The following is a 23,957-nucleotide window of genomic DNA, read 5'->3' as shown; positions in this document are numbered from 1 at the left end:
ATTTACGGCTCCTAAAAAGATGGCAAATTAGCTCTAACCCGCATGGCGAAGGTGTAGATCGTGAGCAATGCGGATCATCATTGGGTTATTCAGGCGGCAGAATCGAATAGCGAAAGCCAGCGCTAAATGGAAAAAAGCGGGTAGCAAGGTTTCGAGCGAAGTCATACCGTTTAGCGAGGCAGGCGTTTGATTCTCCATCCCCGGTTGATAGGCAACCCAGATGAATACCAAGCTCAAAACACCGGCGCTGGATGCCCATGCAAGCTTGATAAAGAACAGATTGAAAGCGAAGTTCATGCCGGAAGAACGGATCCCATTTTTCCATTCGCCGTAGTCGTCGGCGAAAGCCATGATGGAGAAATGCAGCGGCAGGGTGAACCCGAGAATAATCCCGTTCCCCAGGATCACCGCGAGCCACAGCGTTTGAAATTGCGGGCCGGTTGGGATAAACCACATAATAACGGCCAGTAGCGCGAGGATAAGATTGGTGACGTAGTACAGGCGGACGGTGTCAAACTTGCGCGACAGCGGGCTGACAATAATCGCGCCAAGTATGGAGGCAACGGTGACCATGGTGAAGAAGAGCGATGCAAATCCGGTGCTGCCTTGTAATACGTAAGTGATGAAATACATATAGCCGCCGCCACGTAGGTTAAATACGTTGATCAGCAGGAATGACATCACGAGCACCAGCAGCATTTGATCGTTATGGCGCAGCCCGGACAGATGCTCGCGCAGGGTAAATTTTCCCATCAACGCCAGCGGGATCCGCTCTCTCACCCAGAAGAAGCAGCATAGGAACATGACAACGGCCACGGCACACAGTACGCCGACGCCCAACTGATAACCCGCCGCCTGATCGCCTTGCCCCAATACCTTAACCAGCCAAGGTAACCCAACCGATACCAGAAAACCGGCGACGCCACACAACACAAAGCGCCATGATTGGCAGGAAATGACTTCGCTATGGCGGGTCGTCATGGTGTTTATCAGCGCACAATAGGGCACATTAATCGCGGTGTAGCTAATGGAGAGCAAAAAATAGGTTATGAACGCCCACAGTATTTTCATGTTCATACTGACGTCAGGCACCGTAAAGGTCAGTATGCCGACGATGCCGATGGGTAAAGCAATCCACAGCTGCCACGGACGAAAACGCCCCCAGCGGCTGTGGGTTCGATCGGCGAGAATCCCCATCAGCGGATCTGAGATGGCGTCAATCACGCGTAGGGCAATGAACAACGTGCCGACCAAGGCCGGCGTCAGGCCAAAAATATCGGTATAAAAAAAGGTGAGAAAATTCATGATGAGGCAGGTAATGACGGTGCCGCCGGCATCGCCTAAGCCATAGCCAATTTTTTCCCGAATACTCAGTGATTCTTTATTATTTTTAGCGACAAAATCAGTTTGATTAATGGGCGTAGCGGTCATGTTGAATCCTCGCATATTGGCGACGTAATCATGCCGAAGTGAATATACCCGCCATACTTCAAGCTGCATTTTTGTTAGCTGTGTTTGTGCACCTGAATGACTTACCTGAGTAAGATTCATTGGGATGCGCTCACTTGCTGCTCAATACAACTCGAATTATGTTGGGTATAAATTTATTTATTCACTTTAGGGAGTTTATTATTTTTTATGTTTATTTCTGGTGTCGACGGTTATTAATCTGGCACAGAGCATAGGGAGCAACAAGGGGAGGAAAAAGTATAAAAAGATGACGATTCCGACTTAATAAGAAAAGTGTGAAGGCGATCGGTTAGTCTATTTTTAAAACACGAGGGTGGCGTCTTTGTAGGCTAGACTAAGCCAAATTTACCCACAGGTAACCGCCAATGCTTGAGGTCACTGTTGATTTTCCACTTACGGTACAAAACGGTGGGTTGTTTATTTCACGCGGCGTGGGCGCTCATCCGGCAAGGACACTCTCCTCATGGGAGTTGATTTTTGTTGAGAGTGGAACGCTGGCCATTCGTGAAGGCGATGCCGATTTTTATGTTTCTGCTGGCGAAATTCTCCTGCTAAGACCACTGTGTCACCATGTCGGATTAGAGACGTTTCCGCTTGATCTAAAATTTTATTGGCTGCATTTTGATATCTATTCATTTGATATTAACGAAACGGCTATGAAACATGGATGTAATAGCTCAACGGCGACGTTGTTGTCTATTCCTCAACATTGTAAGGCTCATGAACCACAATATATTAGTTCTTTATTTCGCCAATTTCTTAGTGAGCAAGAAAATAGGAAACAATCCCCAGCATTAGCGCTTATATTATTGCTTATGCTACAACAAATATCGGCTGGGCTACCGGATGATGCCAATATAACCCACTCAGGCGTTGCCTTAGCCTATAAGGCTAGGCAGCTGATTAAAACCCAGTATCATTTACCGATGAGCACAGCATCATTAGCTGAGCAGCTGTTTTGTAACCCTGACTATTTGGGACGAGTATTTCGTAAAACGTTTGGTGTGACCTTAACAGAGGCGATTCATCGGCAGCGTGTGAGCAGCGCAGAGAGGCTGCTGTTAAATGATATGTGTTCATTAACCGAAGTGGCTGAACGTAGCGGGTTTAACGATGTAGGCTATTTTAGGCAGATCTTTCGTAAGCAGATTGGGCTCACACCGGTGGCATATAAGCGCCGCTACTGTAAGGAACATATTAATTCGGACTAAAGAGAGCCGCTCTAGCACGGCACAAACGCTTAATTTGATGATCCTGCTCACAAAATCATGAAGATAAATTGTTAATTAAATGCGTAATGATATTATCCACTTGTTGAATAACTTCGACATAGAGTTTCTCATGCATTTGCACCCGCTTGATTCGTTTGCTGACTTTTCGGTAAATGACGGCGGGTTTTCTTTTTGTTGCTGCGGCATGGTGTTTCGAGGGTTTCTATCCTAGCCACCTTGTTGAAGGTGACTTTCTTGCTGCTGTTTGATACTACTTTAAGGTGTTCTAAAAGCGGAAAAAGATAAACGGCTTAGGGTGACAGAGGTGAAGGCCGCCAGAAATCTTGGTAGTCTTTGTACATCTAACGTACTTTTTTAAAAATAAGCAGAATTAACGCGATGGAGATTAAATACCCAAAAAATGCAACATATGTAATCTCAACAAAAGTTATAGATACTTGTTCAACGATGGCATTGCATCTGATTGCTGTAATTTTTTCATATTGATCTATGTCTGCGTACTTTAAGGTTACGCCGTAGTCCATGATTATAAGCGCTAAAGCACATATGTATATGAACATAATGATGAATATGCTACCCCATCGAATTACCCCCTTAATTGACATTGCATGATCCTTTTATAATTGCGCTACTACATTCATTTTTTTATTACCATCAAATAGAAAGCGAAGGCTGCAACATATGAAGCAAAACTCATTGTGACTAAAATCACTTTCAGTTTTAGCCATCTTGTTTGCTCCTTAGGATGGGATTTGATGAATCTTACCTCATCCTTGTTCATATCTCTTGTGTAGAACCCACTTTCTCTTGCCAGCAACGCTATTATGAAAAATGAATCCGCCATCCCGATAGATCAATACTTGAGTAGGGAGTTTATTGAATCTAGTCATAAATAAAGCACACGTTTCTTGGAAGTTTCTTTTGATGACAGATTTTGGATAAAGCAAAGTAATGTCGATAGCAAAGCAATTGTCGCAAGTACGGCCATAATGAGTTCTTCAATGGTACTAAAGATACTATTTATCATAAGCCCCCAATCTTATCACCTAGTAGTTCAGCACCTGATTTGCCAAGTTCATAGCCTATATATTAAGCAGTTTATGATTGTATCAACTTGGAATATCTCTAGCCCTTGAAGTTGTATCAAACTGGTATTTATTATTATCTGTTTTTGACTTCGCCAGCATCAGCCCTAGGAGGAAAACACCGTTAACGATAGGTCCGACTCCTTCTCCGATAGCCTCAATAGCAAAAGCAATAATAATTGGGATAAGTAATACCCATCCGCTCAAACCAATGTCATGTAGTCGACGGACACAGAACGCAAGCCCGGCCAGCCAGGTATAAATCCCAATAGCGAGGACGATAAAAAAACCGATGACAGCCAGTATTACCGTCCCTGGCATGATCTGTAAGTTTGAATTAACCATAAAAATGCTGCTCAGATAAAATGAAGCCAGTACGAGCAGACAAAACATCGGCAACTGAAACAATGCAAAAAAGAAATAAGCCCGGCGACTGGCTACGCCTTTGTAGCAAAATGCCTTCCTGTAACCCTCGATCCCGTTTTTTAAAAAAAACATCTAACTTCTTTCCAATTAGTGATAAAAGTAAGGTTTCTTTATACACACAAATAGAAGGGATTTCATCTGATAGATATTTATTAGCAATGTTTGCAAAGCGCTACTGACGGGATCTTCGTCCACTGCATGACGTATTAGGGGGGCATTCAGTTTTTATCATGTAAGCAAAGGAAAAAAATATACCCCAAAGAAAATTGTTATTTCTTTGGGGTAGGTGATGCGGAATGAACGTAATCAGAAATTGGGAAGCGTAGGGCTGATAACAAAAACTTACTCGTAGCGGCGGTAATACACTTCTAGCTTGTTTTGCAGTTTTCCTAGCACCGTGCTGAATACCAGATAAATCAGCGCCGCTTCTACATATAAAATCAGCGGCTCGTAAGTGACAGAAACAATGCGCTGCGCCGCCAAGAACATCTCAGGTACGGTGATAACCGCGGCCAATGAGGTATCTTTGATAAGCGAAATAAATGAGTTAGACAGCGGCGGTAGTGATACGAATACCGACTGTGGCAGGATCACGCGGCGCATGGCCTGTGAACTGCTCATGCCTATAGAATAAGACGCTTCCCACTGGCCTTTAGGCACTGAGATAATCGCCCCACGGATGATTTCAGAGGTATAGGCACCCACGCTGAGCGTGAAACCAATCAGCGCCGCCGGAAACGCATCGAGAGTGATCCCCGCACTCGGTAAACCATAAAAGATTAAGAACAACTGCACTAACAGCGGCGTGCCACGAATAACCCATACGTAGAAATCAAAAATCCACTTGACCGGTTTTGGGGCGTATAAGCGTACCAATGCGGTAATAAAGCCGAGAATAATCCCGCCAATAAAAGAGAGGATTGCTAAAGGCAGCGTGAATTGCAGTCCTGCAGACAGCAGACTCCAAAACGAATCCATCATCAGCTGTAGCCAGGCAAGGCCGTGAATATAGTCAGTCAGGCTGTGTAGCCATGCCATATGCCGTACTCCTAATACAGTAAGTCTAAAAAATATGCCTTAAAACGATATGTCTAAAAACAGTATGTCCAAAAGCGGTCTTCCTAAATACAACAGCCCGCCTCATGAAGTGATACCCAGTTAAGGATTCACAGAGGCAGGCTTGTCACTATTTTGGCTATAGTGTTAAAGACGATTACTGAGAAACGTCCTGACCGAAGTAGCGTACAGAAATCGTTTTATAAGTGCCATCAGCTTTCATTTCATCCAGCGCTTTATTTACCGCTTTCACTAATTCAGGCTGATCTTTACGCAGCAGAATCGCTGAGTTCTCGGTATTTTCATCGGTTGCGACGATTTTAACTTTCGCGTCTGGCTTATGCTTTTTGAAATCCAAGAATGACAGGTTGTCGTTTAACGTTGCCGCTGCACGGCCGCTTAACACCAGATCCAATGATTGGTTGAATCCATCGGTTGGCACTAAATCTGCGCCGTTTTTAGTCGCCAGTTTTGAATAGTTACTGGTCAGGCTTTGAGCCGCTTTCTGGCCTTTTAAATCAGCAAAGCTTTTGATGGTGGTGTTGTCATCACGGACAACCAACACTGCTTTAGAACCGATATACGGCTGAGAGAAATCAAACTTGGCTTTACGTTCGTCGGTAACGCCGACTTGGTTAATAACCGCGTCGTAGCGTTTGGCGCTTAAGCCCGCAATCAAACCATCCCAACGACCTTCGACAAACTCAGGCTTAACGCCCATTTTTTCTGCCACGGCGCGGGCGACATCCACGTCAAAACCAACCAGCTTGCCGCTTTTGTCATGGTAGGTATAAGGCGCATAGGTGCCTTCTGTTCCGAATTTCATCACGCCAGCAGACTTGATTGCCGCCAAATCATCGGCTGCTTGAGCCAGTGCGGAGGTAGCAAATAATGAGGTTGCAAGCAGAGCCAAGGTCATTTTTTTCATAGGTATCCCAATGTCTTACTTAAATTATTTGTTTAAAAAAAACGCAGGTAATTGCGCTCCGTTATTGATGATGAAGCTAAACCATTGTCTGCGGTTTGCTAAATCACATTCTGCGATTATCAATAACCAAATGGAATAAAGCCTAAAAATCACGCAGTGCTTATCAGTTTAGATTAACCACCAGCCAAGCGCCGCAGAGATGATAAGAGCGGGAATAGAAAATAGATGAAACGTCAGCCAGATGCGCTTTTCATTTGCCATGCGTAAGGCGATGAGGTTGGCCATTGATCCCAGCGCAAACCCAAATCCACCAATATTCACGGCGTAGGCCAGCGTGGTGGTGGCAGGAATAAAACCCAGCAGCAAAATGGTAGCCGGCACGTTACTGATAACCTGAGAGAGCAGAATGCCGATCGTGTAAGTGCCAAACGTTGAAAGATGCTGCATGTTTTCAGTTAGCGGTAATAGCGCCGGTAACTGAGTGAGTAATTTCACATCAATAAACATCGCCATGAAAATGAAAATAAGTGCCCAATCGACCAACAAAATGACTTTGGGAGACAAACACAGTAAGGCGACCAGCACGATTAACAGTCCGAGATAGGGCAAGCCTAAATCAACGCTAACGAGAAACACCACGTAGAGCACCGCACAGGCCAGCAATAGCCCGCGCTTGCGTGAGCTGTCTTGGCGATCGGCTAGAGGGCGAATGGTTTTGTTTGGGAAAAACATCAGCGTGAACAGCAATAGCAGAAACAGCAGCACGCCAGACAAAGGCAGCATTTGTCCAATAAAGGCGCTGAACGACAGGCCGCTATGATTCCACAGCAATATGTTTTGTGGATTGCCAATCGGCGTCAGCAAAGAACCTACGTTGACCGCCAATGCTTCAAAGATGATTAAACGGGTCACGGGTAAGGCGCTGAGCTTTTTTAACGTTATCGTGAGTGGAACCACGATGAAAAGGGCCACATCGTTGGTAAGAAATGTGGAAAGCAGCGCAGAAGCCACAACCATAAACAGCGCTAAGGTGCGTTCATTGCTGAGGCGAGCCATCATTTTTCGCCCCAGCCAATCGAAATAGCCGCTCATCTCAACGCTTTTCGTCAGCAGCAGCAGCCCGAGCAGGGTGGTAATGGTGGGCCAATCGATCCAGTGAGGATAATCGCGCAGCGGGGAAGACGTAAAACAGGCCAATATTACGCCAGCAAGCAGGAGAAATTGCAGTAAACGATCGCGCAAAACAGCGCCGAGAACGTGACGTAACGAGGTTTGCATGATGCTGTTTCTCAGTGAGTTCAGGCGCTTTGTTTATACATCACGTGCAGGGGCTGAATAGTAGATAGTTGAATGTCGGTTTGAAGCCGATAGTTGGTTGGCGTAATGTCGAAATGCTTGCGGAACATATAGGTGAAATGTGACTGCGAGGCAAAGCCGTAGTACACCGCGATATCGATAATTGACTCTTCGGTGTGGCGTAAACGTTTTGCTGCACCAGACAACTTACGTTCGCGAATATAGCGGCCTAAGGACATGCCGGTTGTTTCACGAAAAATTTTCTGCATATGCCACAGTGAATATCCAGAGTAGCGGGCCAGCTCATCCAGATAAATATCGCGGCCTAGATGCTGCTCTATCCACTCGCTTAGCGCACATACTAGGGCAATATTGCGTTCGTTCTGCGTCATTCGTTCTCCGGTAATCGTTCTCATTAGCAACATGCCGTCTACTACATATTACGACATCATGGCGTTTACCTCTATACCCATGATAATACCCATCATACTTGAAGCCGTTTCAACCTCAGCTACACTGGCGATGAACATTAATTTAACAAGGAATCGCTGTGAATTCATCTCCAGTTGCTCTCGTGACCGGTGCCAGCCGCGGTATAGGGCGGGCTACGGCATTATTACTCGCTAAACGTGGCTATCGCGTGTGCATTAATTACTCTCAAAACCATGCAGCCGCACAGACGCTGGCGCTTGAAATAGCGGCTTTGGGGCAAGAGTGTTTGCTGCTCTGCGCCAATATTGAGGATGAAATGGCCGTTTGCGATATGTTTAACCAAATTGATCGACATTGGGGACGGTTGGATGCGCTGGTGAATAACGCTGGGATTTTGCAAACCCAGTCCACAATAGAAAGCTTAACGGCAGAAAGAATTAACCAGATTCTGCGTATTAACGTGACCGGGACTTTTTTGTGTTGCCGAGAAGCGGTTAAGCGGATGGCAAAACGCCACGGAGGGCGCGGTGGAGCGATTGTGAACGTTTCTTCTGCGGCAGCCAAAAGTGGTGCTGCCTTCGAATATCTGGATTATGCGGCCAGCAAAGGCGCGATGGATACGCTGACGAAAGGGTTATCAGTAGAGGTGGCGGGGGAAGGGATCCGCGTTAACGGCGTACGGCCAGGGTTTATTTATACGGAAATGCATGCGGATGGAGGCGAGGCCAATCGTGTCGATCGAATAAAAGCCTCATTACCGATGCAGCGTGGTGGACAGCCAGAAGAGGTTGCTGCAGCCATCGTTTGGCTATTGTCGGATGAGGCGTCTTATTCCACCGGCAGCTTGCTTGATTTGGCCGGTGGAAAATAGCTTAGACAGACATTATTTCATTGGCGGTTCGTATGGCAGGGTATCAATGCGTAGGGTGCGATAATAAGCCAGGCGCTCACGAAAATAGTTGCGCAAATGTTCAGGCTGCTCACGCTCAACCAGTTCCGCAATAACCGGCATGTGATAGCGCTCTTTATAAGATACGCCGCCTGCAGCTAAGTCGACATTGACTTTGTCCATCTCTTCTTGAGGAAGATTTGCCAGATTGAAACTCATATGACCTCCTGTTGCGTCGGCTTCATTATTCCAGAATGTTTCGTTTGACTCTATGGCTTATTGCTAATGAAAAGCAGGGCCGTAGCGCTCGAACCTGTCTCAAGCGTGAATACTACAGAGACAAAACAGCAGAGTACAAACTCAAACACTGCAAAATATTTAATCATTGCTGGGTTGGGATAAGTCCAGTATCGCTGAATAAATGCTGCAATTTCAGATCTTCCGTTGTAGTCACCGATAGTTTTCTTAATGTAATGTTTAACTTATAACCATTCATTAATAAGGGCTATTGCTGCATGACGACCAATAAACTCCCCCAGATGTACACGAATGAGCTCACACCTGAAATCCTCTCAAACCTTGATGTATCGCCGTTTAGCGACGAAACGCTATCAACCCTAAGTGACGATAGCATGGCAATTATCCAAGAGCAGGAAGCCTATATTCGCGCTCATCCTCCCATCGGGATTTTTCGCTTTGCAGCAGAAGGTAGCCAGACCAGAGGCGGTGGAACGGTCAAAATAGCCTCGAGTGGGGTGCTGATTAATCTGAAAAATGGCTCATCGGTACAACTAGCAAAAGTGGGCGATAGCGTAATTTATCCTGATGGCACGACGACACTGATTTCAAGTGGAGCGGGTAAGGAGCATCGCTTTGGACAGGTTCAAGCCGCGCTGGTGGGCAGCGGTTTAGATAATGGTGATGAAATTATCAATACGCCTCAGGATAGCCTGCTGATTATCAAACGTTTAGGAGAGGCAATGCCCGATGATTTTCTGGTGGAGCTTAGGTAATGGGCTACCGACCGAACATTATGGGTAAGGGTAAGGCATTATCCTGTGACAAAACGACAACCGGAGCAAAGTTGATTGCTTCACTGCCTACCAGCCAATATATGGTCTACGGTCATGCGGTTATCAGGGTTGGTGATAGTACGACGGAATGCCCAAAATGCGGCAAACGTGGGCGCGTCATTGAGGGCGAGCCCAGCTTTATTATCATGGGTAAGGTGTTGGCGGTAGATGGTGCAATTGTTCTGTGCGGCTGCCCCTCTGGCAGTAACCGGATCATTGCCCCGTTGGGGCAGTGGCTTGGCGCAGGGTTATCGCCAGCACAGCAATCTGCAGAAAAGCAGGCCGCAAAGATAGCAGCAGATGCGGCTGAACGGGCTGAGAATAAGGCGAAAGAGCAGGCAAAACGTTCTATGCCTGTATTTGCCAAATCACAAGAGCGTGGTGAAGGAAATACCGAGGCAGGAACGGGGCCGGAGACGCACGAGAACTTTGCGCTGATGGGGTATTTTCGCGCGGTGCCGTTGCCTGAACCTGAGCAACATGCGCAGAGTGCGAAACGGCCCGCATCACCGCCTCCCGAGCCGGAAAAACCGTGGTACAAAAAGCTCTTTGGCGGAGCATCATCCGCAGCACCGGCAGTCGCCGTGCCTGTAGCGGTTAGCACAGTGTTTCCATCAGGTTCGGCGGCGCTTGAGTGGGCCGGTGGGCGTTTCATTACGGTGGGATCATGGGCTGTTCGCGCCGTGGTTCCATTTGGTGAAATTGCCGCTGCCGGTGCGGGAGCGCCGATTGCGGTGGCTCTTATCGGTATGATGCCTCGAACGCTTAACAGCGGAGAGCAGGATTTCATCGACCAAATGAGATTAGCTCAGTTGGCAGAGTCCGGTGGCAAAGCGCCAACACGGGTGCGTTTTCGTTGGGAGGATGATGGGCATGGGCGTTTATCCCCGAAAGGCTATCACACACCAACGGAAAGCGGTTTATCCGAAGTCCCCGTGCGTGAGATGAAGCTCAACACGAAGACTGGGCTGTATGAGTTTACGACAGAGGGGGTAAAGCCGGTTACGATTTACTGGAACCCTGACAAGCTAGAGTTAGATATTCCTTCGAATACCGGGCATCAAGACAGCCCAAGCTTACCATCGTCCATAACGGTACTGCCGATACCGGAGAAGGTCGGAAGCGATATCGAGAGCTATCCCGCGCCGACTGAAGGGGATTTTGAGGATTACATCCTGATTTTCCCTGTGCCGGATATGCCCCCGATTTATATCTACCTGAGTAAGCCGCCGGTAGAGTTTTTGGAGGTGGAGCTATACAGTGACTTTAAGCGCCGATCGCGACAGGGGAAATATGAGGCTGATCATATGCCTTCTAAGGCCGCTGTTAAGGCTTATATCAGAAGAGTGAATCCTAAGCTTGATGATACTACGTTGGAGGAACTGTCACAGGATGTAGCCGCTATTGTGATCCCGAAGGATGTGCATCAGAAAATCAGTGAAACCTACGGTGGACGCAATAATGTTGAACAAATTGAGCTGGACTCGCGAGATTTGCGGGCTGCGGTGGATCGTAATCTGGATGCCATCAAGCCAGCGCTCAAAGAGCGTGGTGCTACAGAGTCTCAGATAGAAACGGTAAGGGCGAAAATGCATCAACTGAATGACAGTATGGGATTATACAAATGACCGTGAATGTAGAAGCGTTGATACGCAGTCTTGGAAAAAGTTATAACGAAATATTTGATGCTGGGATAATTCCCTATAAAACAGAACCTAAGTCGTCTTCTGGCGAACCCTTTGTGTTCCTTGATATGGCGAAGGAAGGCGTATTTTTATCGTTCAAACGTGATGGGCGGATTCTTAAGGAAATGACAGTAAGGATTCAGAATGACAAGGTTAAAAATTGGGAATTCCCTAACGTACTGCCATCACCTTTACAGGAAAAAATGTCCCGACAGTGGATGCATGAAAATTTTGGTGCGCCTATACGTAGTGCGCCTCCTGAAATTGTAATGAAACGAGCTTTTGGTTGGACAGAAGTTTATGACCTAGATAATTTTCATATTCCAGTGGCTATGCAGGTATCTTATGATCTTGCGGAATATGTAAAATCCATAACATATATGCCAACATCAGAACTACGCTGGTAGATTCATTAAAGTGCCCTAGCCGGTATATAACACCAGAACATTTTATAGTGCGGATTGTTCTGGGTAATTCTTAGATATTCATGGCACCTAAAAATAAAAAAAGCGGTAATGCATATGCAAAACCGCTAAATTTCATCTACTAGATATTTTTATAACTTCACGCTACATGAAGCAAATTCAATTCAATCTAGATCACTCTCGGGCCCTGCGTGGTGAAAGGGCGCTGGCGTGGGCGGAACAGTGAAACTATTGCGCCAATTAAGGCGACGCTCAGAACCACAAGGTTAAAGAGCACGAATCCTGCCATCAGCATGGCGACCATCATTACCGCCGATACGATAAGCGTCATCTGGCGCATTTTACCGCTGAGCCCCATTTGGCGAGACTTCAGCGATAGATACATTTTCCAGTATTGCATCTGCCCCTGTAGAGCGCTGCGCATGCGTTGAGTGCGAGTGTATGACTGATTATTTTTCATATGTAATTAACTCCTGATGACTCGCTAACGGGCTAATTTTGTGATCCACCCGTCGTTTGTTTCTTGAAAACGAGACTAAAGAGAATTCTTTTAAAACCCCAGCACCTTTAGCCTACTTTACGTGACTGACAAAAGCTGACATCGAGAATAGTCTGTAGTTATTAAGTAATTCTTAACGTCAAACATCGGTGATAAATGTGTTTGTGGTAGCTAGAATGAAATATGGCGATTTTGGCCAATTTCAAGTGACGTTGTCACCTAAGAGGGCGTCGAGTGAAGAAAAATCCTTATTATGATCCTAATAAAACCCACCACACGCCAGAGGGTTTTACCAATCCTGAGCCTAATGAACATCGTCCTGGTGATTTAAAACGCTGGCAAAACGAACGCAAAAAGAACCGCTTACCGTTAAAGCCTGAGCGGGGGTATCGCGGGCTCGTTGAGCGCTGGTGGCAGCCGGTTGATCTTGCACAGTCACAGGATGGCGTGTGGTGGCTGGGTCACGCTGCGATGTTGGTGAAAATGGGGAGTAAAAACATCCTGATTGATCCTGTGCTTTCCCAGCGAGCTTCGCCACTGAACTTTTACGGGCCAGAGCGAAAAACACCGCCGCCTATCGACGTTGAACAACTGCCAGATATTGATGCGGTTTTGATTTCACATAATCATTACGACCATCTTGATACACAGACTATTGACGCGCTGTTAAAGCGCTTTCCTCAGTTGATTTGCATGGTGCCGCTGGGGCTGAAACGATGGTTCATACGCTGCGGTGCCATATATATTCACGAGTTGGATTGGTGGGAGCAGCGTGCGGTTGGCGATGTGATGATCCATTTTGTGCCTGCACGACACTGGAGTATGAGAACGCCTTGGGATCGAAATCGTAGCCTGTGGGGCGGGTGGGTTCTCTCGCATTTAACCGATAGCTTTTATTTCTCTGGCGACAGTGGTTATGCGCCACGGCTTAAAGAGATTGGCGAACGATTAGGGCCCATTTCATTGGCCGCGCTGCCGTTGGGTGCCTATGAGCCGCGCTGGTTTATGCATTCTCAGCATATGGATCCGGCTGATTCGGTACGCCTATTTCGTGAACTCGGCTGTCAGCGCGCTTTTGGCATGCATTGGGGCGTATTCGAGTTAGCCGATGAGGCTTTGGATGAGCCTCCTGCCCGTTTACGCGAAGAAATTCGGCGGCAAGGTGTTGACGTGAATCGCTATACCGCCGAGAAAATTGGCGCTTTTATCCCTTTTCCTCGCGGATAAAAAAGTATAGCGCTCGGACATTTTCACGTTTTCGTGTATAATGCCGCGTTAAAATTCAATTAATTGTTTGAATTTCAGATACATCCACAATACCCCACGACGCCTGTGAAGGCGACATTAGAGGTTGCTCAATGAGCGAAAAGTTACAGAAAGTTCTTGCCAATGCTGGTCATGGTTCACGCCGTGAAATTGAAGCCATGATTAAAGAAGGCCGTGTCAGCGTTGATGGTAAATTAGCAACGCTTGGTGACCGTGTTGAGGTTACCCCGGCTATGAAAATTCGTGTTGATGGACGCGTTGTGTCTATCCGCGAATCAACCGAATCTGTTTGTCGCGTTTTGGCTTACTACAAGCCGGAAGGCGAACTATGTACCCGTCGCGATCCTGAAGGTCGTCCAACGGTGTTTGATCGCTTGCCAAAACTGCGTGGTTCTCGTTGGATCGCCGTAGGTCGTTTGGACATCAATACGTCTGGTTTACTGTTGTTCACCACCGATGGCGAACTGGCAAACCGTTTGATGCACCCAAGCCGTGAAGTTGAGCGCGAATATGCGGTACGTGTGTTCGGTCAGGTTGATGATGAAAAAATTCGTCAGTTAAGCCGTGGCGTACAACTGGAAGATGGTCCTGCATCATTCAAAACCATCAGTTTCCAAGGCGGTGAAGGGATTAACCAGTGGTACAACGTGACCTTAACCGAAGGGCGTAACCGTGAGGTTCGTCGTTTATGGGAAGCCGTTGGCGTGCAGGTGAGCCGCTTGATCCGCGTTCGTTATGGCGATCTGCCTTTGCCAAAAGGCCTGCCACGCGGCGGCTGGGCAGAGCTCCCACTGAACGACATCAACTATCTGCGCGAACTGGTTGAGCTGAATGCGGAAACCGTTAGCAAGCTGCCGGTTGAGCGCGAACGTCGCCGTATGAAGGCGAATCAGATCCGCCGTGCGGTTAAACGTCATGGTCAAGGTGGCAGTGCGGCTGCGGCAGCGCCAAACCGCCGTTCTGGTTCAGCGAATAAAGGCACATCTTCTACACGTGGCGCAACTGCGAATAAAGCAGCGACCAGCAAAGGAAACAAACGCGGCTAATCACTGCGCTTTGTTTTTAGTGTGCAAATATAAAGCCGCAGCGTTAATTCGCTGCGGTTTTTTTATATCTGCGATCTGGCGCTAGCGCCAGATGAGCGTCTGGTATTAATATAGAAGGCAATCAGAGAGTTAATTCTCATGCTCTTGCTTACCGACGACATGGACTGACCCGTACCAATGAAACTATTCCTCGCCACATTGCAGTTTATGACCCGCATTCCCGTGCCTGCCCGCTGGACAGATAATCTCGATATGAATGATTACGCTAAAGGCGTGGTCTATTTTCCGTTTGTTGGCCTGATCGTTGGCTTGCTGAGTGCGTTGGCGTTTGCCGTGATATTGCCGGTTTACGGTCCGTTGTTAGCGGCGGTTGCCGCCTTATTGGCCACCACGCTGGTCACGGGCGCGTTTCATTTAGACGGTTTGGCAGATACCTGTGACGGGATTTTTTCGGCTCGCCCACGTGAGCGTATTCTCGAGATCATGCGCGATAGTCGGATTGGTTCTAACGGTGCTCTGGCGCTGATTTTTGTGATTTTGGCTCGGGTGGCGATTATCTATCAGCTGACGCAGACCGGACATAACGTTTACACCTTGCTGGTAGCGGCTCCAGCGCTTAGCCGTGCATTGCTGCCAGTTCTGATGTACCAGCAAAAATATGCGCGTGAAAATGGCATGGGAAACCTGTATATCGGGAAAATCGGCGGCCAGCATTACGTGATTGCGCTGATCATCGGTCTGCTCATGACGCTGGGCTTCGCTAGTTGGCATGGCGGACTGGCGGCGATTATCACTTATCTGTTCGCACTGCTATACCGTGGTTTCATCAACAAACGTATTGGTGGGCAAACCGGTGACACCATCGGCGCGGGCAATGAGTTATTCGGCCTTATCTTCCTGTTTGCTGTGATATAAATCGTATACTTATCGCATAGGCAATCTGAACCCAAGGAACACTGATGGAGTTATATTTGGTACGCCACGGTCAGACTCAGGCCAATCTAGACGGTGTGTACTGTGGCAGCAGCGATCTGCCGCTAACGGCATTAGGCGAACAGCAGGCTGATGCGGTTGCGGCACAGCTCACCGAAATATCATTTGATGTGGTTTATACCAGCGGCTTACAACGCACTCACCAAACGGCTCAGAGAATACTCGGTGCAGATGCTGAATTTGTGCAACATACCGGGTTGGATGAGATGGCATTTGGTGAGTGGGAACTCCGTCACCACAAAGAATTGCAGCAACAGGATGCTGAACACTACGCCGCTTGGTGTGCCGATTGGCAACGAACCGTTCCTCCGGGTGGAGAGGGGTTTCGAGATTTCTCTGCAAGAGTGCGGTTGGCATTAGCCGATATTCAGCAAAAGCACGCCGGACAGCGAGTGTTGATCGTTGCACATCAGGGCGTTATCTCAATCATCTGCACGCAGCTTCTCAAGCTGGAAGATCGCGCAATGTGGCATTTTCGCATCGAACAGGGAGCGCATAGTCGGATCGATTACCGCGATGGGTTTAGTGTTATTCACTGTTTGAACAACAGTGGGAAAGTGCTTGCCTGATTAAAACGCCGAGGCTTGCAATGGTGGCCTCGGCATTTAACTATCACCAATCGATACCTTTTTGCGCTTTAATACCTGCTTCAAACGCGTGTTTCACCGGGCGAACTTCGCTTACGGTATCCGCCAGCTCTTCCAGTTCACGATGACAGCCTCTGCCGGTAATAATCACGGATTGATGCGCCGGACGCTGTTTCAACGCGGCTAGCACCTCTTCAAGTTCGATATAGCCGTAACTCACCATATAGGTCAGCTCATCCATGACCACAAGATCTAAACTTTCATCGTTCAGCATGCGTTTGCCGTGCTCCCAAACCGCAAGTGCGGCGGCGGTATCCGTTTCTTTATTCTGTGTTTCCCACGTAAAACCGGTTGCCATTACCTGAAATTCGACGCCATGCGGCTCAAGCAGGTTTCGTTCGCCGTTTTCCCACGTGCCTTTGATGAATTGAATCACGCCCGCACGATGCCCATGACCAACAGCGCGCGCCACGGTACCAAACGCTGCCGTACTTTTACCTTTGCCATTGCCGGTGAAAATCATCACGATGCCGCGAGTTTCTTGCGCGGCGGCAATACGGGCATCGACTTTTTCTTTGATACGTTGTTGGCGCTGCTGGTGGCGTTCTTCAGACATGCTTACTCCTAACTTATTTATTTATTGTTATCCGACGGCATAAATAGCGACACCAAAATGATGTGACGTTTATTCCGCAGGGCCGGCTTTTCGCCCCGGTTGGGCATCGAAACTCAATCCTGTTTTTCGGCGGCTGTCGTCACCCATCAAATAAAGATAGAGCGGCATGATATCAGCAGGCGTTTTTAGCTTCTGCGGATCTTCATCAGGGAATGCCGATGCTCGCATTCCGGTGCGGGTTCCGCCAGGATTAATGCAGTTTACCCGCAAATTAGAGTTCTTATATTCGTCGGCCAATACCTGCATCATGCCTTCGGTGGCAAATTTGGAAATAGCATAAGAGCCCCATCCCGCGCGACCGGTTTTGCCCACGCTAGAACTGGTAAAAATCAGGGATGCTGCGGGCGCTTTCAGCAGTAAAGGCAGCAGCGCCTGCGATAACAATAGCGAGGCGTTAACGTTGACCTGCATCACATCACAAAACTCTTGGTAGTCTTGCTCCGCTAAAGGGTTAATAGTGCCGAGCAAACCCGCGTTGTTTAATACGCCATCAAGATAAGGGTAGGCTGACGCTAACTCTGCGCCGAGTCGTTGATAGTCGGCTGGCTTTGCCGTTAACAGATCAAATTCGACGATCGCCGCAGGTGACAAACCAAGCTGGCGTATTTGTTCCTGCACGGTCTGAAGCTTACTCAGCGTTCTGCCGAGTAAAATCAGCTGCGCGCCGTGGCGAGCATAGGTGAGGGCCGCTTCACGGCCAATTCCGTCTCCCGCTCCGGTCACAAGAATAATGCGGTTTTGCAAAAGCTCAGGCTGTGGTTGATAGTGCATGCTGTATTTCCTCACGCCGCGTAGCATCAAGGCTTTTCGGCTGGATCGGCAAGTTATGACTAAATTGTTTATTTGCTGTAACTCATAGTCGCCGATCTTGACCTATTGCACGGCTAATGGTCAATGGTATTGTTCCTAGAGCGGACATTATGTGCTGAATTTACAGGGAGTTTACGAATAAGCCCCTTGAAAATGACGCGTCCGCCAGTATGTTACATACTGGCGGACGCGCTACAGTGGATTAGCGCTAATATAAGTAGTATCAGAAAATCTTAAACAAGGCGGTGAATGTGGAGTGGTTATCCTTGTATGGCCTATTTTTGGCGAAGGTGATGACCTTTGTGATCGCAATAGGGGCACTGATTGTGTTGTTTGTCAGCCTGCGACATAAAAAGGGAGCGAGCCGCGGAGAGTTACAGTTAACGGATTTAGGCGAACAGTATCGTGATATGCAGCGCAGTATGCAGGAAGCGCGCATGGATGATAGCGCCTTAAAAGCGTGGTATAAGCAGCAGAAAAAACAGGATAAAGAGAAAGCAAAGCAGCGTAAAACCGAGGTAAAACAGGGGATTGCTGCGAAAGAAAAACCGTGTCTTTATGTTCTCGACTTCAAAGGTAGTATGGATGCCCATGAAGTGAGTTCGCTTCGTGAGGAAATCAGCGCTGTGCTGGCTGCCGCTAAGCAGGGCGATGAAGTTCTGTTGCGCTTGGAAAGTCCGGGCGGCGTGGTGCATGGCTATGGTTTAGCCGCTTCACAGTTGCAGCGTTTACGTCAGGCAGGTGTGCGATTAACCGTTGCGGTAGACAAAGTCGCCGCCAGCGGTGGCTATATGATGGCCTGTGTCGCAGACCGAATCGTCGCAGCACCCTTTGCGATTATTGGCTCAATCGGCGTTGTCGCACAGATCCCTAACTTCAACCGCTGGCTGAAGAAGAACGATATCGACGTTGAGTTGCATACTGCCGGGGAGTTCAAACGTACTCTCACGCTGTTAGGCGAGAACACCGAGCAAGGCCGGGAGAAATTCCGCGAAGAGCTGAATGAAACCCATGAGCTGTTTAAAGAGTTTGTCAGCCAGCAGCGACCGTCATTGGACATTGATTCCGTCGCAACCGGTGAACACTGGTATGGCATTCAAGCGAAAGATAAAGGCTTGGTCGACTCCGTTGGTACCAGCGACGATCTGTTGATCGCTGAAATGGAAAATCATGACGTGATCGGTGTGCGTTATACCCGTCGTAAACGCATGATGGATCGCTTTACCAATAGCGCGGCGAACAGCGCCGATCGCTTGATGTTACGTTGGTGGCAGCGTAGCCAGCGTTACGATATATAAAATAAGTTTGTTAATGTTGAGTAACATTAATGAAATTAAAATGCCCCTTGAAAGGGGCATTTTTTTAGCGATTCAATTCAGAATGATGAATTAATCTTCTAAATGATATTTTTCAGATAATACATGAGCTAGATGTTTAAACATATTAAACACGGCGGTGGTTTTGCGGGTTGGAATTCCATCTTCGTCGAGGAAAAACTCACCGCGGAATACTAATACGTCGCCTTTTTGCTCGACTTCGGTCGCTTCCATACCCTGCATATAATCTTCGTGTTCTTTAATGATTTGGTTGGCTTCCGCCAGCAGAGCTTCACGTTTGATTGGGGTTGTTTCACCGAACATTTTTCGTTCTCCAACAAATGACGTTGTCTATTAATAACACTGCCTAATATAGTACTGCGTACGCTAGGGGTATCGCAAACTATCGCGGTATTTTGATCTAAGTTTTGGCCGATAATTGGTAAAAATCTCCATTCCGTGCTAATTAAGTTGCGTGATGTTCTCAATCCGGTAGAGTGATGGGTTTTCTGACCTTTGGCGGAACGAAAGATTGTCGTTTTGAATAAAAGTTCCGCATGTCATAAGGTTGCGAGTGCGTTGCTCCTGTTTTTGGAGTCGCATTTTGCAGTTGTGTTGAGCAGTTGAAAGCGATTTATAAAAAAATGGCTTGATCTCAGCGCGGTCTGCCGCAATATAAAAAAGAATTTTTCAATCGCTATGATAATGGCGAACAAAGGCTTCTGGAGACAGAAGGATTCATTCAGGTAAAGGTAATTATGGGTAAAGCTCTCGTAATAGTTGAGTCCCCGGCAAAAGCTAAAACGATAAATAAGTATCTGGGTAATGACTACGTGGTTAAGTCCAGCGTCGGTCATATCCGCGATTTGCCGACCAGTGGTTCAGCCAGTAAAAAGGGCGCAGCCTCCGCTGAAGATAAAGCGAAGCCTAAAGTCAAAAAGAATGAGCGTGAAGCGCTGGTTAATCGTATGGGCGTTGATCCTTATCACGGCTGGAAAGCGCAATATGAAATACTCCCAGGTAAAGAAAAGGTTGTTGCAGAGTTAAAAACATTAGCTGAAAAAGCTGACCACATTTATCTCGCAACCGACCTTGACCGCGAAGGGGAGGCCATCGCGTGGCATTTACGTGAGGTGATTGGCGGCGACGAAAGTCGTTATAGCCGCGTGGTGTTTAACGAAATCACTAAGAACGCTATCCAGCAGGCATTTAATAAACCCGGCGAATTAAATATCGACCGCGTTAACGCACAACAGGCGCGTCGTTTTATGGACCGCGTCGTGGGTTACATGGTTTCTCCGCTGCTGTGGAAGAAAATTGCCCGTGGTTTATCTGCCGGTCGTGTTCAGTCGGTTGCTGTGCGTTTGGTTGTCGATCGCGAACGCGAAATCAAAGCGTTTGTTCCTGAAGAATATTGGGAATTACGTGCCGATCTGAACGACAAGAATGCAGTTGCTCTGCAAATGCAGGTTACGCATCACAAAGACAAACCTTTCAAACCGGTTAATGGCGATCAAACTCAGACCGCCGTTAAGGCGCTAGAGAACGCGCATTACACGGTTTTAGATCGTGAAGATAAGCCGACCAGCAGCAAGCCTTCTGCGCCGTTTATTACTTCCACGTTGCAGCAGGCCGCAAGCACGCGCCTTGGCTTTGGCGTGAAGAAAACCATGATGATGGCCCAGCGTCTGTATGAAGCCGGTCATATTACCTATATGCGTACTGACTCCACTAACCTGAGTCAGGATGCGGTTAGCATGGTGCGTGAGTATATCGGTGAAAACTTCGGCGAGCAGTATATGCCGAAAGAACCAAATACCTACGCCAGCAAAGACAATTCACAGGAAGCGCATGAAGCGATTCGTCCTTCTGATGTGAACGTGTTGTCTGAACAGCTAAAAGACATGGAAGCAGACGCTCAGAAGCTGTATCAGCTGATCTGGCGCCAGTTTGTTTCTTGTCAGATGACGCCAGCTAAATACGACTCAACAACGATTTCCGTGAAAGCGGGCGATTATACGTTGAAAGCGAAAGGCCGTACTTTGCGCTTTGATGGTTGGACTAAAGTTCTGCCTCAGCTGCGTAAGGGCGATGAAGATCGCACATTGCCATTTGTGGAAATTGGTAGTGAATTGACGTTGCAGCAGCTTTTACCAAGCCAACACTTCACCAAGCCACCGGCTCGCTTTAGCGAAGCATCGTTGGTTAAAGAGTTGGAGAAACGGGGTATTGGTCGTCCTTCTACCTATGCGGCAATCATTTCAACCATTCAGGATCGTGGTTATGTGCGTGTGGACAACCGCCGTTTCTACGCTGAAAAAATGGGTGAGATTGTCACCGACCGCTTGGAAGAAAATTTCCGTGAGCTGATGAATTATGACTTCACCGCGCACATGGAAAACGGCCTTGATCAGGTTGCTAATGCCAAAGAAGACTGGAAAAACGTGCTTGATGGCTTCTTCCAAGACTTCAGCAAACAGCTTTCGGTCGCTGAAAAAGATCCAGAAGAAGGCGGTATGCGTCCGAACCAAATGGTTCTGACCAGTATTGCCTGCCCAACCTGTGAACGTCAGATGGGTATTCGTACCGCCAGCACCGGCGTTTTCCTTGGCTGTTCTGGCTACGCACTGCCGCCGAAAGAGCGTTGCAAGACCACGATCAATCTGGTGCCGGAAGCCGAAGTGCTTAACGTGCTGGAAGGCGATGATGCTGAAACCAACGCATTGCGTGCTAAACGCCGTTGTGCCAAGTGCGGCACGGCGATGGATAGCTACCTGATCGATAATCAGCGTAAGCTGCATGTGTGTGGTAACAACCCAGCGTGTGACGGTTACGAGATCGAAGAGGGTGAGTTCCGCATCAAGGGCTATGACGGCCCGATCGTTGAGTGCGAAAAATGTGGTTCTGAAATGCACCTGAAAATGGGGCGTTTCGGCAAATACATGGCATGTACCAATGAAGAGTGTAAGAACACTCGTAAGATCCTGCGTAACGGCGACGTAGCGCCACCGAAAGAAGATCCGGTTCCACTGCCTGAGCTGCCGTGCGAAAAGTCAGATGCTTACTTCGTGCTGCGCGATGGCGCTGCAGGCGTGTTCTTAGCGGCCAATACTTTCCCTAAATCGCGTGAAACACGCGCGCCGCTGGTGGAAGAGTTAGCTCGCTTCAAAGATCGCTTGCCTGAGAAGTTGAGCTATTTGGCTGATGCGCCGCAGAAAGACCCTGAAGGTAACAAGACGATGGTGCGTTTCAGTCGTAAGACCAAACAGCAATATGTCTCTTCAGAAAAAGACGGCAAAGCGACAGGCTGGACCGCATTCTTCGTTGACGGAAAATGGGTCGAAACTAAGAAATAAACTAACGCTTTTTTGCTAAAAAGTGGTTAAAACCGGTCAGGATTTCTGACCGGTTTTTTTATGTAAAAATCAAAATCAGCAACGCGAGATAGGGTGCGTGAAATTGCATAACTATTCATCGTTGTATCAAGGCAAGCGGCCGTGGCTTTTGATTCAAAGTCTAAATAAGTATGCTATCGAGACTTTTATTAATTCCATAAATAATTCGTTATGATCTTGTTACCAGAGCTATACAGATCGGCTCAAAATGATATAGTGGTTATATAAAAGCAATTTAAATGATTGTTGAGTTATTAACATTGCGGTCAATGTAGGGCAAAACGGGTTTTAATCGGCACAGAAAGCCCAAGGCTGGAGTGTAAGCCTATTGCCAAGGGGTGCTCCTATCCAGACTGCCATCGCGTCAAGTTTCAACCTAGGATGGTATTAGCTATGAAATTGCAGCAGCTTCGTTACATTGTGGAAGTGGTGAACCACAATTTAAATGTGTCATCGACCGCAGAAGGCCTGTACACCTCTCAGCCAGGCATTAGTAAGCAAGTACGAATGCTAGAGGATGAATTAGGTATCCAGATCTTTTCCCGCAGTGGAAAACATCTGACACAGGTAACGCCAGCAGGGCAGGAAATTATCCGCATTGCGCGTGAAGTTTTATCCAAGGTTGATGCCATCAAAGCTGTTGCAGGGGAACATACCTATCCAGACAAAGGCTCACTGTATGTGGCTACGACGCATACGCAGGCGCGTTATGCGCTGCCTCCCGTGATTAAAGGCTTTATCGAACGCTATCCACGCGTGTCTCTGCATATGCATCAAGGCTCTCCAACGCAGATTGCGGAAGCGGTTTCTAAAGGAAACGCGGATTTTGCTATCGCGACTGAAGCTCTGCATCTTTATGATGATTTGATTATGTTGCCTTGTTACCACTGGAATCGCGCCGTGGTGGTGAAACCCGACCATCCGCTGGCAGGGAAAACCTCGATCACCATTGAAGAGCTGGCCGAATATCCCATTGTTACCTATACCTTTGGTTTCACGGGGCGTTCAGAGCTGGATACGGCCTTCAATCGTGCGGGTTTGACACCCAAGATTGTCTTTACTGCCACAGACGCCGACGTGATCAAAACCTACGTGCGTTTGGGCTTAGGGGTGGGGGTTATCGCGAATATGGCGGTCGATCCTGCTCAGGATCCTGATTTGGTTACGGTGGATACCAGCGATATCTTTACCTTTAGCACTACAAAAATCGGCTTCCGCCGCAGTACGTTCCTGCGTAGCTATATGTATGATTTCATCCAACGTTTTGCACCGCATTTGACGCGAGATGTTGTTGATACCGCTGTTGCATTGCGTTCAAATGAAGAAATTGAGGCAATGTTTAAAGATATAAAACTGCCGATCAAATAAGAAT

23 protein-coding genes are annotated in these 23,957 nt (G+C 47.7%); 12 read left to right on the top strand and 11 right to left on the bottom strand.

Translation table 11 applies throughout. The features are described from left to right. Nucleotides 1-33 precede the first annotated feature (33 nt). Nucleotides 34-1,431 carry an MFS transporter gene (locus tag AB3Y96_RS12445; RefSeq protein ID WP_367299334.1) on the bottom strand — a complete coding sequence of 466 codons (1,398 nt, stop codon included), beginning with the start codon at nt 1,429-1,431 and terminating at the stop codon, nt 34-36. Between the two features lie 404 nt (nt 1,432-1,835). Between AB3Y96_RS12445 and AB3Y96_RS12440 the strand changes: the two genes are divergently transcribed. Beyond that, entirely contained in the window at nt 1,836-2,681 is an 846-nt protein-coding gene (locus AB3Y96_RS12440; protein ID WP_072310468.1) for an AraC family transcriptional regulator, read from the top strand. Between the two features lie 1,130 nt (nt 2,682-3,811). Here AB3Y96_RS12440 and AB3Y96_RS12435 read toward each other — a convergent pair. The 5 genes from AB3Y96_RS12435 to AB3Y96_RS12415 all read right to left on the bottom strand — a co-directional run bounded on the left by AB3Y96_RS12435 (nt 3,812) and on the right by AB3Y96_RS12415 (nt 7,885). After that, entirely contained in the window at nt 3,812-4,285 is a 474-nt protein-coding gene (locus tag AB3Y96_RS12435; protein ID WP_367299333.1) for a DUF805 domain-containing protein, read from the bottom strand. Between the two features lie 270 nt (nt 4,286-4,555). After that, nucleotides 4,556-5,251, bottom strand: a complete 696-nt coding sequence (locus tag AB3Y96_RS12430) for an amino acid ABC transporter permease (protein WP_367299332.1) — start codon at nt 5,249-5,251, stop codon at nt 4,556-4,558. Between the two features lie 175 nt (nt 5,252-5,426). Beyond that, nucleotides 5,427-6,197 carry an amino acid ABC transporter substrate-binding protein gene (locus tag AB3Y96_RS12425; protein WP_040044839.1) on the bottom strand — a complete coding sequence of 257 codons (771 nt, stop codon included), beginning with the start codon at nt 6,195-6,197 and terminating at the stop codon, nt 5,427-5,429. A 168-nt stretch (nt 6,198-6,365) separates the two neighbouring features. Further along, nucleotides 6,366-7,475: an SLC13 family permease gene (locus AB3Y96_RS12420; protein WP_367299331.1), complete on the bottom strand. Its 1,110-nt coding sequence runs from the start codon at nt 7,473-7,475 to the stop codon at nt 6,366-6,368. 20 nt (nt 7,476-7,495) lie between these two features. Continuing rightward, a complete protein-coding gene (locus AB3Y96_RS12415) occupies nt 7,496-7,885 on the bottom strand; it encodes a helix-turn-helix domain-containing protein (protein WP_025796861.1) in 390 nt (129 codons plus the stop codon). Between the two features lie 158 nt (nt 7,886-8,043). On the opposite strand from AB3Y96_RS12415, the gene AB3Y96_RS12410 reads away from it, so the two are divergent. Then, complete coding sequence (locus AB3Y96_RS12410; RefSeq protein WP_367299330.1) at nt 8,044-8,796, top strand: SDR family oxidoreductase; 753 nt, start codon at nt 8,044-8,046, stop codon at nt 8,794-8,796. 12 nt (nt 8,797-8,808) lie between these two features. Here the strand turns inward: AB3Y96_RS12410 and AB3Y96_RS12405 are convergent, their stop codons facing one another. Next, nucleotides 8,809-9,033, bottom strand: a complete 225-nt coding sequence (locus AB3Y96_RS12405; protein WP_367299329.1) for a DNA polymerase III subunit theta — start codon at nt 9,031-9,033, stop codon at nt 8,809-8,811. A 296-nt stretch (nt 9,034-9,329) separates the two neighbouring features. On the opposite strand from AB3Y96_RS12405, the gene AB3Y96_RS12400 reads away from it, so the two are divergent. From AB3Y96_RS12400 to AB3Y96_RS12390, 3 genes are read left to right on the top strand one after another with little or no spacing between them, the layout of a single operon-like run. Beyond that, complete coding sequence (locus AB3Y96_RS12400) at nt 9,330-9,827, top strand: PAAR domain-containing protein (RefSeq protein ID WP_367299328.1); 498 nt, start codon at nt 9,330-9,332, stop codon at nt 9,825-9,827. Next, nucleotides 9,827-11,515 carry an S-type pyocin domain-containing protein gene (locus AB3Y96_RS12395; RefSeq protein WP_367299327.1) on the top strand — a complete coding sequence of 563 codons (1,689 nt, stop codon included), beginning with the start codon at nt 9,827-9,829 and terminating at the stop codon, nt 11,513-11,515. The genes AB3Y96_RS12400 and AB3Y96_RS12395 overlap by 1 nt, the downstream gene beginning before the upstream one ends. Then, on the top strand, nt 11,512-11,979 hold the full coding sequence (locus AB3Y96_RS12390) for a DUF6392 family protein (protein WP_367299326.1): 468 nt from the start codon (nt 11,512-11,514) through the stop codon (nt 11,977-11,979). Before AB3Y96_RS12395 ends, AB3Y96_RS12390 begins: the two co-directional genes overlap by 4 nt. A gap of 187 nt (nt 11,980-12,166) precedes the next feature. On the opposite strand, the gene AB3Y96_RS12385 is transcribed toward AB3Y96_RS12390, so the two are convergent. Next, nucleotides 12,167-12,457: a hypothetical protein gene (locus AB3Y96_RS12385; RefSeq protein ID WP_072309616.1), complete on the bottom strand. Its 291-nt coding sequence runs from the start codon at nt 12,455-12,457 to the stop codon at nt 12,167-12,169. A 273-nt stretch (nt 12,458-12,730) separates the two neighbouring features. Here AB3Y96_RS12385 and AB3Y96_RS12380 point away from each other — a divergent pair, with 273 nt between their 5' ends. The 4 genes from AB3Y96_RS12380 to AB3Y96_RS12365 all read left to right on the top strand — a co-directional run bounded on the left by AB3Y96_RS12380 (nt 12,731) and on the right by AB3Y96_RS12365 (nt 16,370). Beyond that, nucleotides 12,731-13,723, top strand: a complete 993-nt coding sequence (locus AB3Y96_RS12380; RefSeq protein ID WP_367299325.1) for an MBL fold metallo-hydrolase — start codon at nt 12,731-12,733, stop codon at nt 13,721-13,723. 131 nt (nt 13,724-13,854) lie between these two features. Continuing rightward, entirely contained in the window at nt 13,855-14,808 is a 954-nt protein-coding gene (rluB, locus tag AB3Y96_RS12375) for a 23S rRNA pseudouridine(2605) synthase RluB (protein ID WP_072309614.1), read from the top strand. A gap of 177 nt (nt 14,809-14,985) precedes the next feature. Then, nucleotides 14,986-15,723: an adenosylcobinamide-GDP ribazoletransferase gene (cobS, locus tag AB3Y96_RS12370; RefSeq protein ID WP_367299324.1), complete on the top strand. Its 738-nt coding sequence runs from the start codon at nt 14,986-14,988 to the stop codon at nt 15,721-15,723. Nucleotides 15,724-15,767: 44 nt separating this feature from the next. Further along, a complete protein-coding gene (locus AB3Y96_RS12365) occupies nt 15,768-16,370 on the top strand; it encodes an adenosylcobalamin/alpha-ribazole phosphatase (protein WP_072309612.1) in 603 nt (200 codons plus the stop codon). 43 nt (nt 16,371-16,413) lie between these two features. Here the strand turns inward: AB3Y96_RS12365 and cobO are convergent, their stop codons facing one another. Together cobO and AB3Y96_RS12355 are read right to left on the bottom strand one after the other, a co-directional pair. Further along, nucleotides 16,414-17,004, bottom strand: a complete 591-nt coding sequence (cobO, locus tag AB3Y96_RS12360) for a cob(I)yrinic acid a,c-diamide adenosyltransferase (protein ID WP_072309611.1) — start codon at nt 17,002-17,004, stop codon at nt 16,414-16,416. 69 nt (nt 17,005-17,073) lie between these two features. After that, nucleotides 17,074-17,835: a YciK family oxidoreductase gene (locus AB3Y96_RS12355; RefSeq protein ID WP_367299323.1), complete on the bottom strand. Its 762-nt coding sequence runs from the start codon at nt 17,833-17,835 to the stop codon at nt 17,074-17,076. Between the two features lie 290 nt (nt 17,836-18,125). Between AB3Y96_RS12355 and sohB the strand changes: the two genes are divergently transcribed. After that, nucleotides 18,126-19,172 carry a protease SohB gene (gene sohB, locus AB3Y96_RS12350; protein ID WP_072309609.1) on the top strand — a complete coding sequence of 349 codons (1,047 nt, stop codon included), beginning with the start codon at nt 18,126-18,128 and terminating at the stop codon, nt 19,170-19,172. 90 nt (nt 19,173-19,262) lie between these two features. Here sohB and AB3Y96_RS12345 read toward each other — a convergent pair whose 3' ends face one another. After that, a complete protein-coding gene (locus AB3Y96_RS12345) occupies nt 19,263-19,514 on the bottom strand; it encodes a YciN family protein (protein ID WP_004094879.1) in 252 nt (83 codons plus the stop codon). A 434-nt stretch (nt 19,515-19,948) separates the two neighbouring features. Here AB3Y96_RS12345 and topA point away from each other — a divergent pair, with 434 nt between their 5' ends. Then, entirely contained in the window at nt 19,949-22,546 is a 2,598-nt protein-coding gene (gene topA, locus AB3Y96_RS12340; protein WP_025796836.1) for a type I DNA topoisomerase, read from the top strand. Nucleotides 22,547-22,978: 432 nt separating this feature from the next. Further along, a complete protein-coding gene (gene cysB / locus AB3Y96_RS12335) occupies nt 22,979-23,953 on the top strand; it encodes an HTH-type transcriptional regulator CysB (protein WP_072309607.1) in 975 nt (324 codons plus the stop codon). Nucleotides 23,954-23,957: the final 4 nt, after the last annotated feature.

This window comes from Hafnia alvei (assembly GCF_964063325.1).
Lineage (GTDB): Bacteria > Pseudomonadota > Gammaproteobacteria > Enterobacterales > Enterobacteriaceae > Hafnia > Hafnia alvei_B.
Note: the sequence above shows the minus strand (reverse complement) of the source record. Positions and strands in the feature narration are given on the sequence as shown.

Coding starts and splice junctions, on each gene's coding strand:
- AB3Y96_RS12445 (WP_367299334.1), bottom strand. CDS start 1,431: ATGACCGCTACGCCCATTAATCAAACTGATTTTGTCGCTAAAAATAAT.
- AB3Y96_RS12440 (WP_072310468.1), top strand. CDS start 1,836: ATGCTTGAGGTCACTGTTGATTTTCCACTTACGGTACAAAACGGTGGG.
- AB3Y96_RS12435 (WP_367299333.1), bottom strand. CDS start 4,285: ATGTTTTTTTTAAAAAACGGGATCGAGGGTTACAGGAAGGCATTTTGC.
- AB3Y96_RS12430 (WP_367299332.1), bottom strand. CDS start 5,251: ATGGCATGGCTACACAGCCTGACTGACTATATTCACGGCCTTGCCTGG.
- AB3Y96_RS12425 (WP_040044839.1), bottom strand. CDS start 6,197: ATGAAAAAAATGACCTTGGCTCTGCTTGCAACCTCATTATTTGCTACC.
- AB3Y96_RS12420 (WP_367299331.1), bottom strand. CDS start 7,475: ATGCAAACCTCGTTACGTCACGTTCTCGGCGCTGTTTTGCGCGATCGT.
- AB3Y96_RS12415 (WP_025796861.1), bottom strand. CDS start 7,885: ATGACGCAGAACGAACGCAATATTGCCCTAGTATGTGCGCTAAGCGAG.
- AB3Y96_RS12405 (WP_367299329.1), bottom strand. CDS start 9,033: ATGAGTTTCAATCTGGCAAATCTTCCTCAAGAAGAGATGGACAAAGTC.
- AB3Y96_RS12400 (WP_367299328.1), top strand. CDS start 9,330: ATGACGACCAATAAACTCCCCCAGATGTACACGAATGAGCTCACACCT.
- AB3Y96_RS12395 (WP_367299327.1), top strand. CDS start 9,827: ATGGGCTACCGACCGAACATTATGGGTAAGGGTAAGGCATTATCCTGT.
- AB3Y96_RS12390 (WP_367299326.1), top strand. CDS start 11,512: ATGACCGTGAATGTAGAAGCGTTGATACGCAGTCTTGGAAAAAGTTAT.
- AB3Y96_RS12385 (WP_072309616.1), bottom strand. CDS start 12,457: ATGAAAAATAATCAGTCATACACTCGCACTCAACGCATGCGCAGCGCT.
- rluB (WP_072309614.1), top strand. CDS start 13,855: ATGAGCGAAAAGTTACAGAAAGTTCTTGCCAATGCTGGTCATGGTTCA.
- cobS (WP_367299324.1), top strand. CDS start 14,986: ATGAAACTATTCCTCGCCACATTGCAGTTTATGACCCGCATTCCCGTG.
- AB3Y96_RS12365 (WP_072309612.1), top strand. CDS start 15,768: ATGGAGTTATATTTGGTACGCCACGGTCAGACTCAGGCCAATCTAGAC.
- cobO (WP_072309611.1), bottom strand. CDS start 17,004: ATGTCTGAAGAACGCCACCAGCAGCGCCAACAACGTATCAAAGAAAAA.
- AB3Y96_RS12355 (WP_367299323.1), bottom strand. CDS start 17,835: ATGCACTATCAACCACAGCCTGAGCTTTTGCAAAACCGCATTATTCTT.
- AB3Y96_RS12345 (WP_004094879.1), bottom strand. CDS start 19,514: ATGTTCGGTGAAACAACCCCAATCAAACGTGAAGCTCTGCTGGCGGAA.
- topA (WP_025796836.1), top strand. CDS start 19,949: ATGGGTAAAGCTCTCGTAATAGTTGAGTCCCCGGCAAAAGCTAAAACG.
- cysB (WP_072309607.1), top strand. CDS start 22,979: ATGAAATTGCAGCAGCTTCGTTACATTGTGGAAGTGGTGAACCACAAT.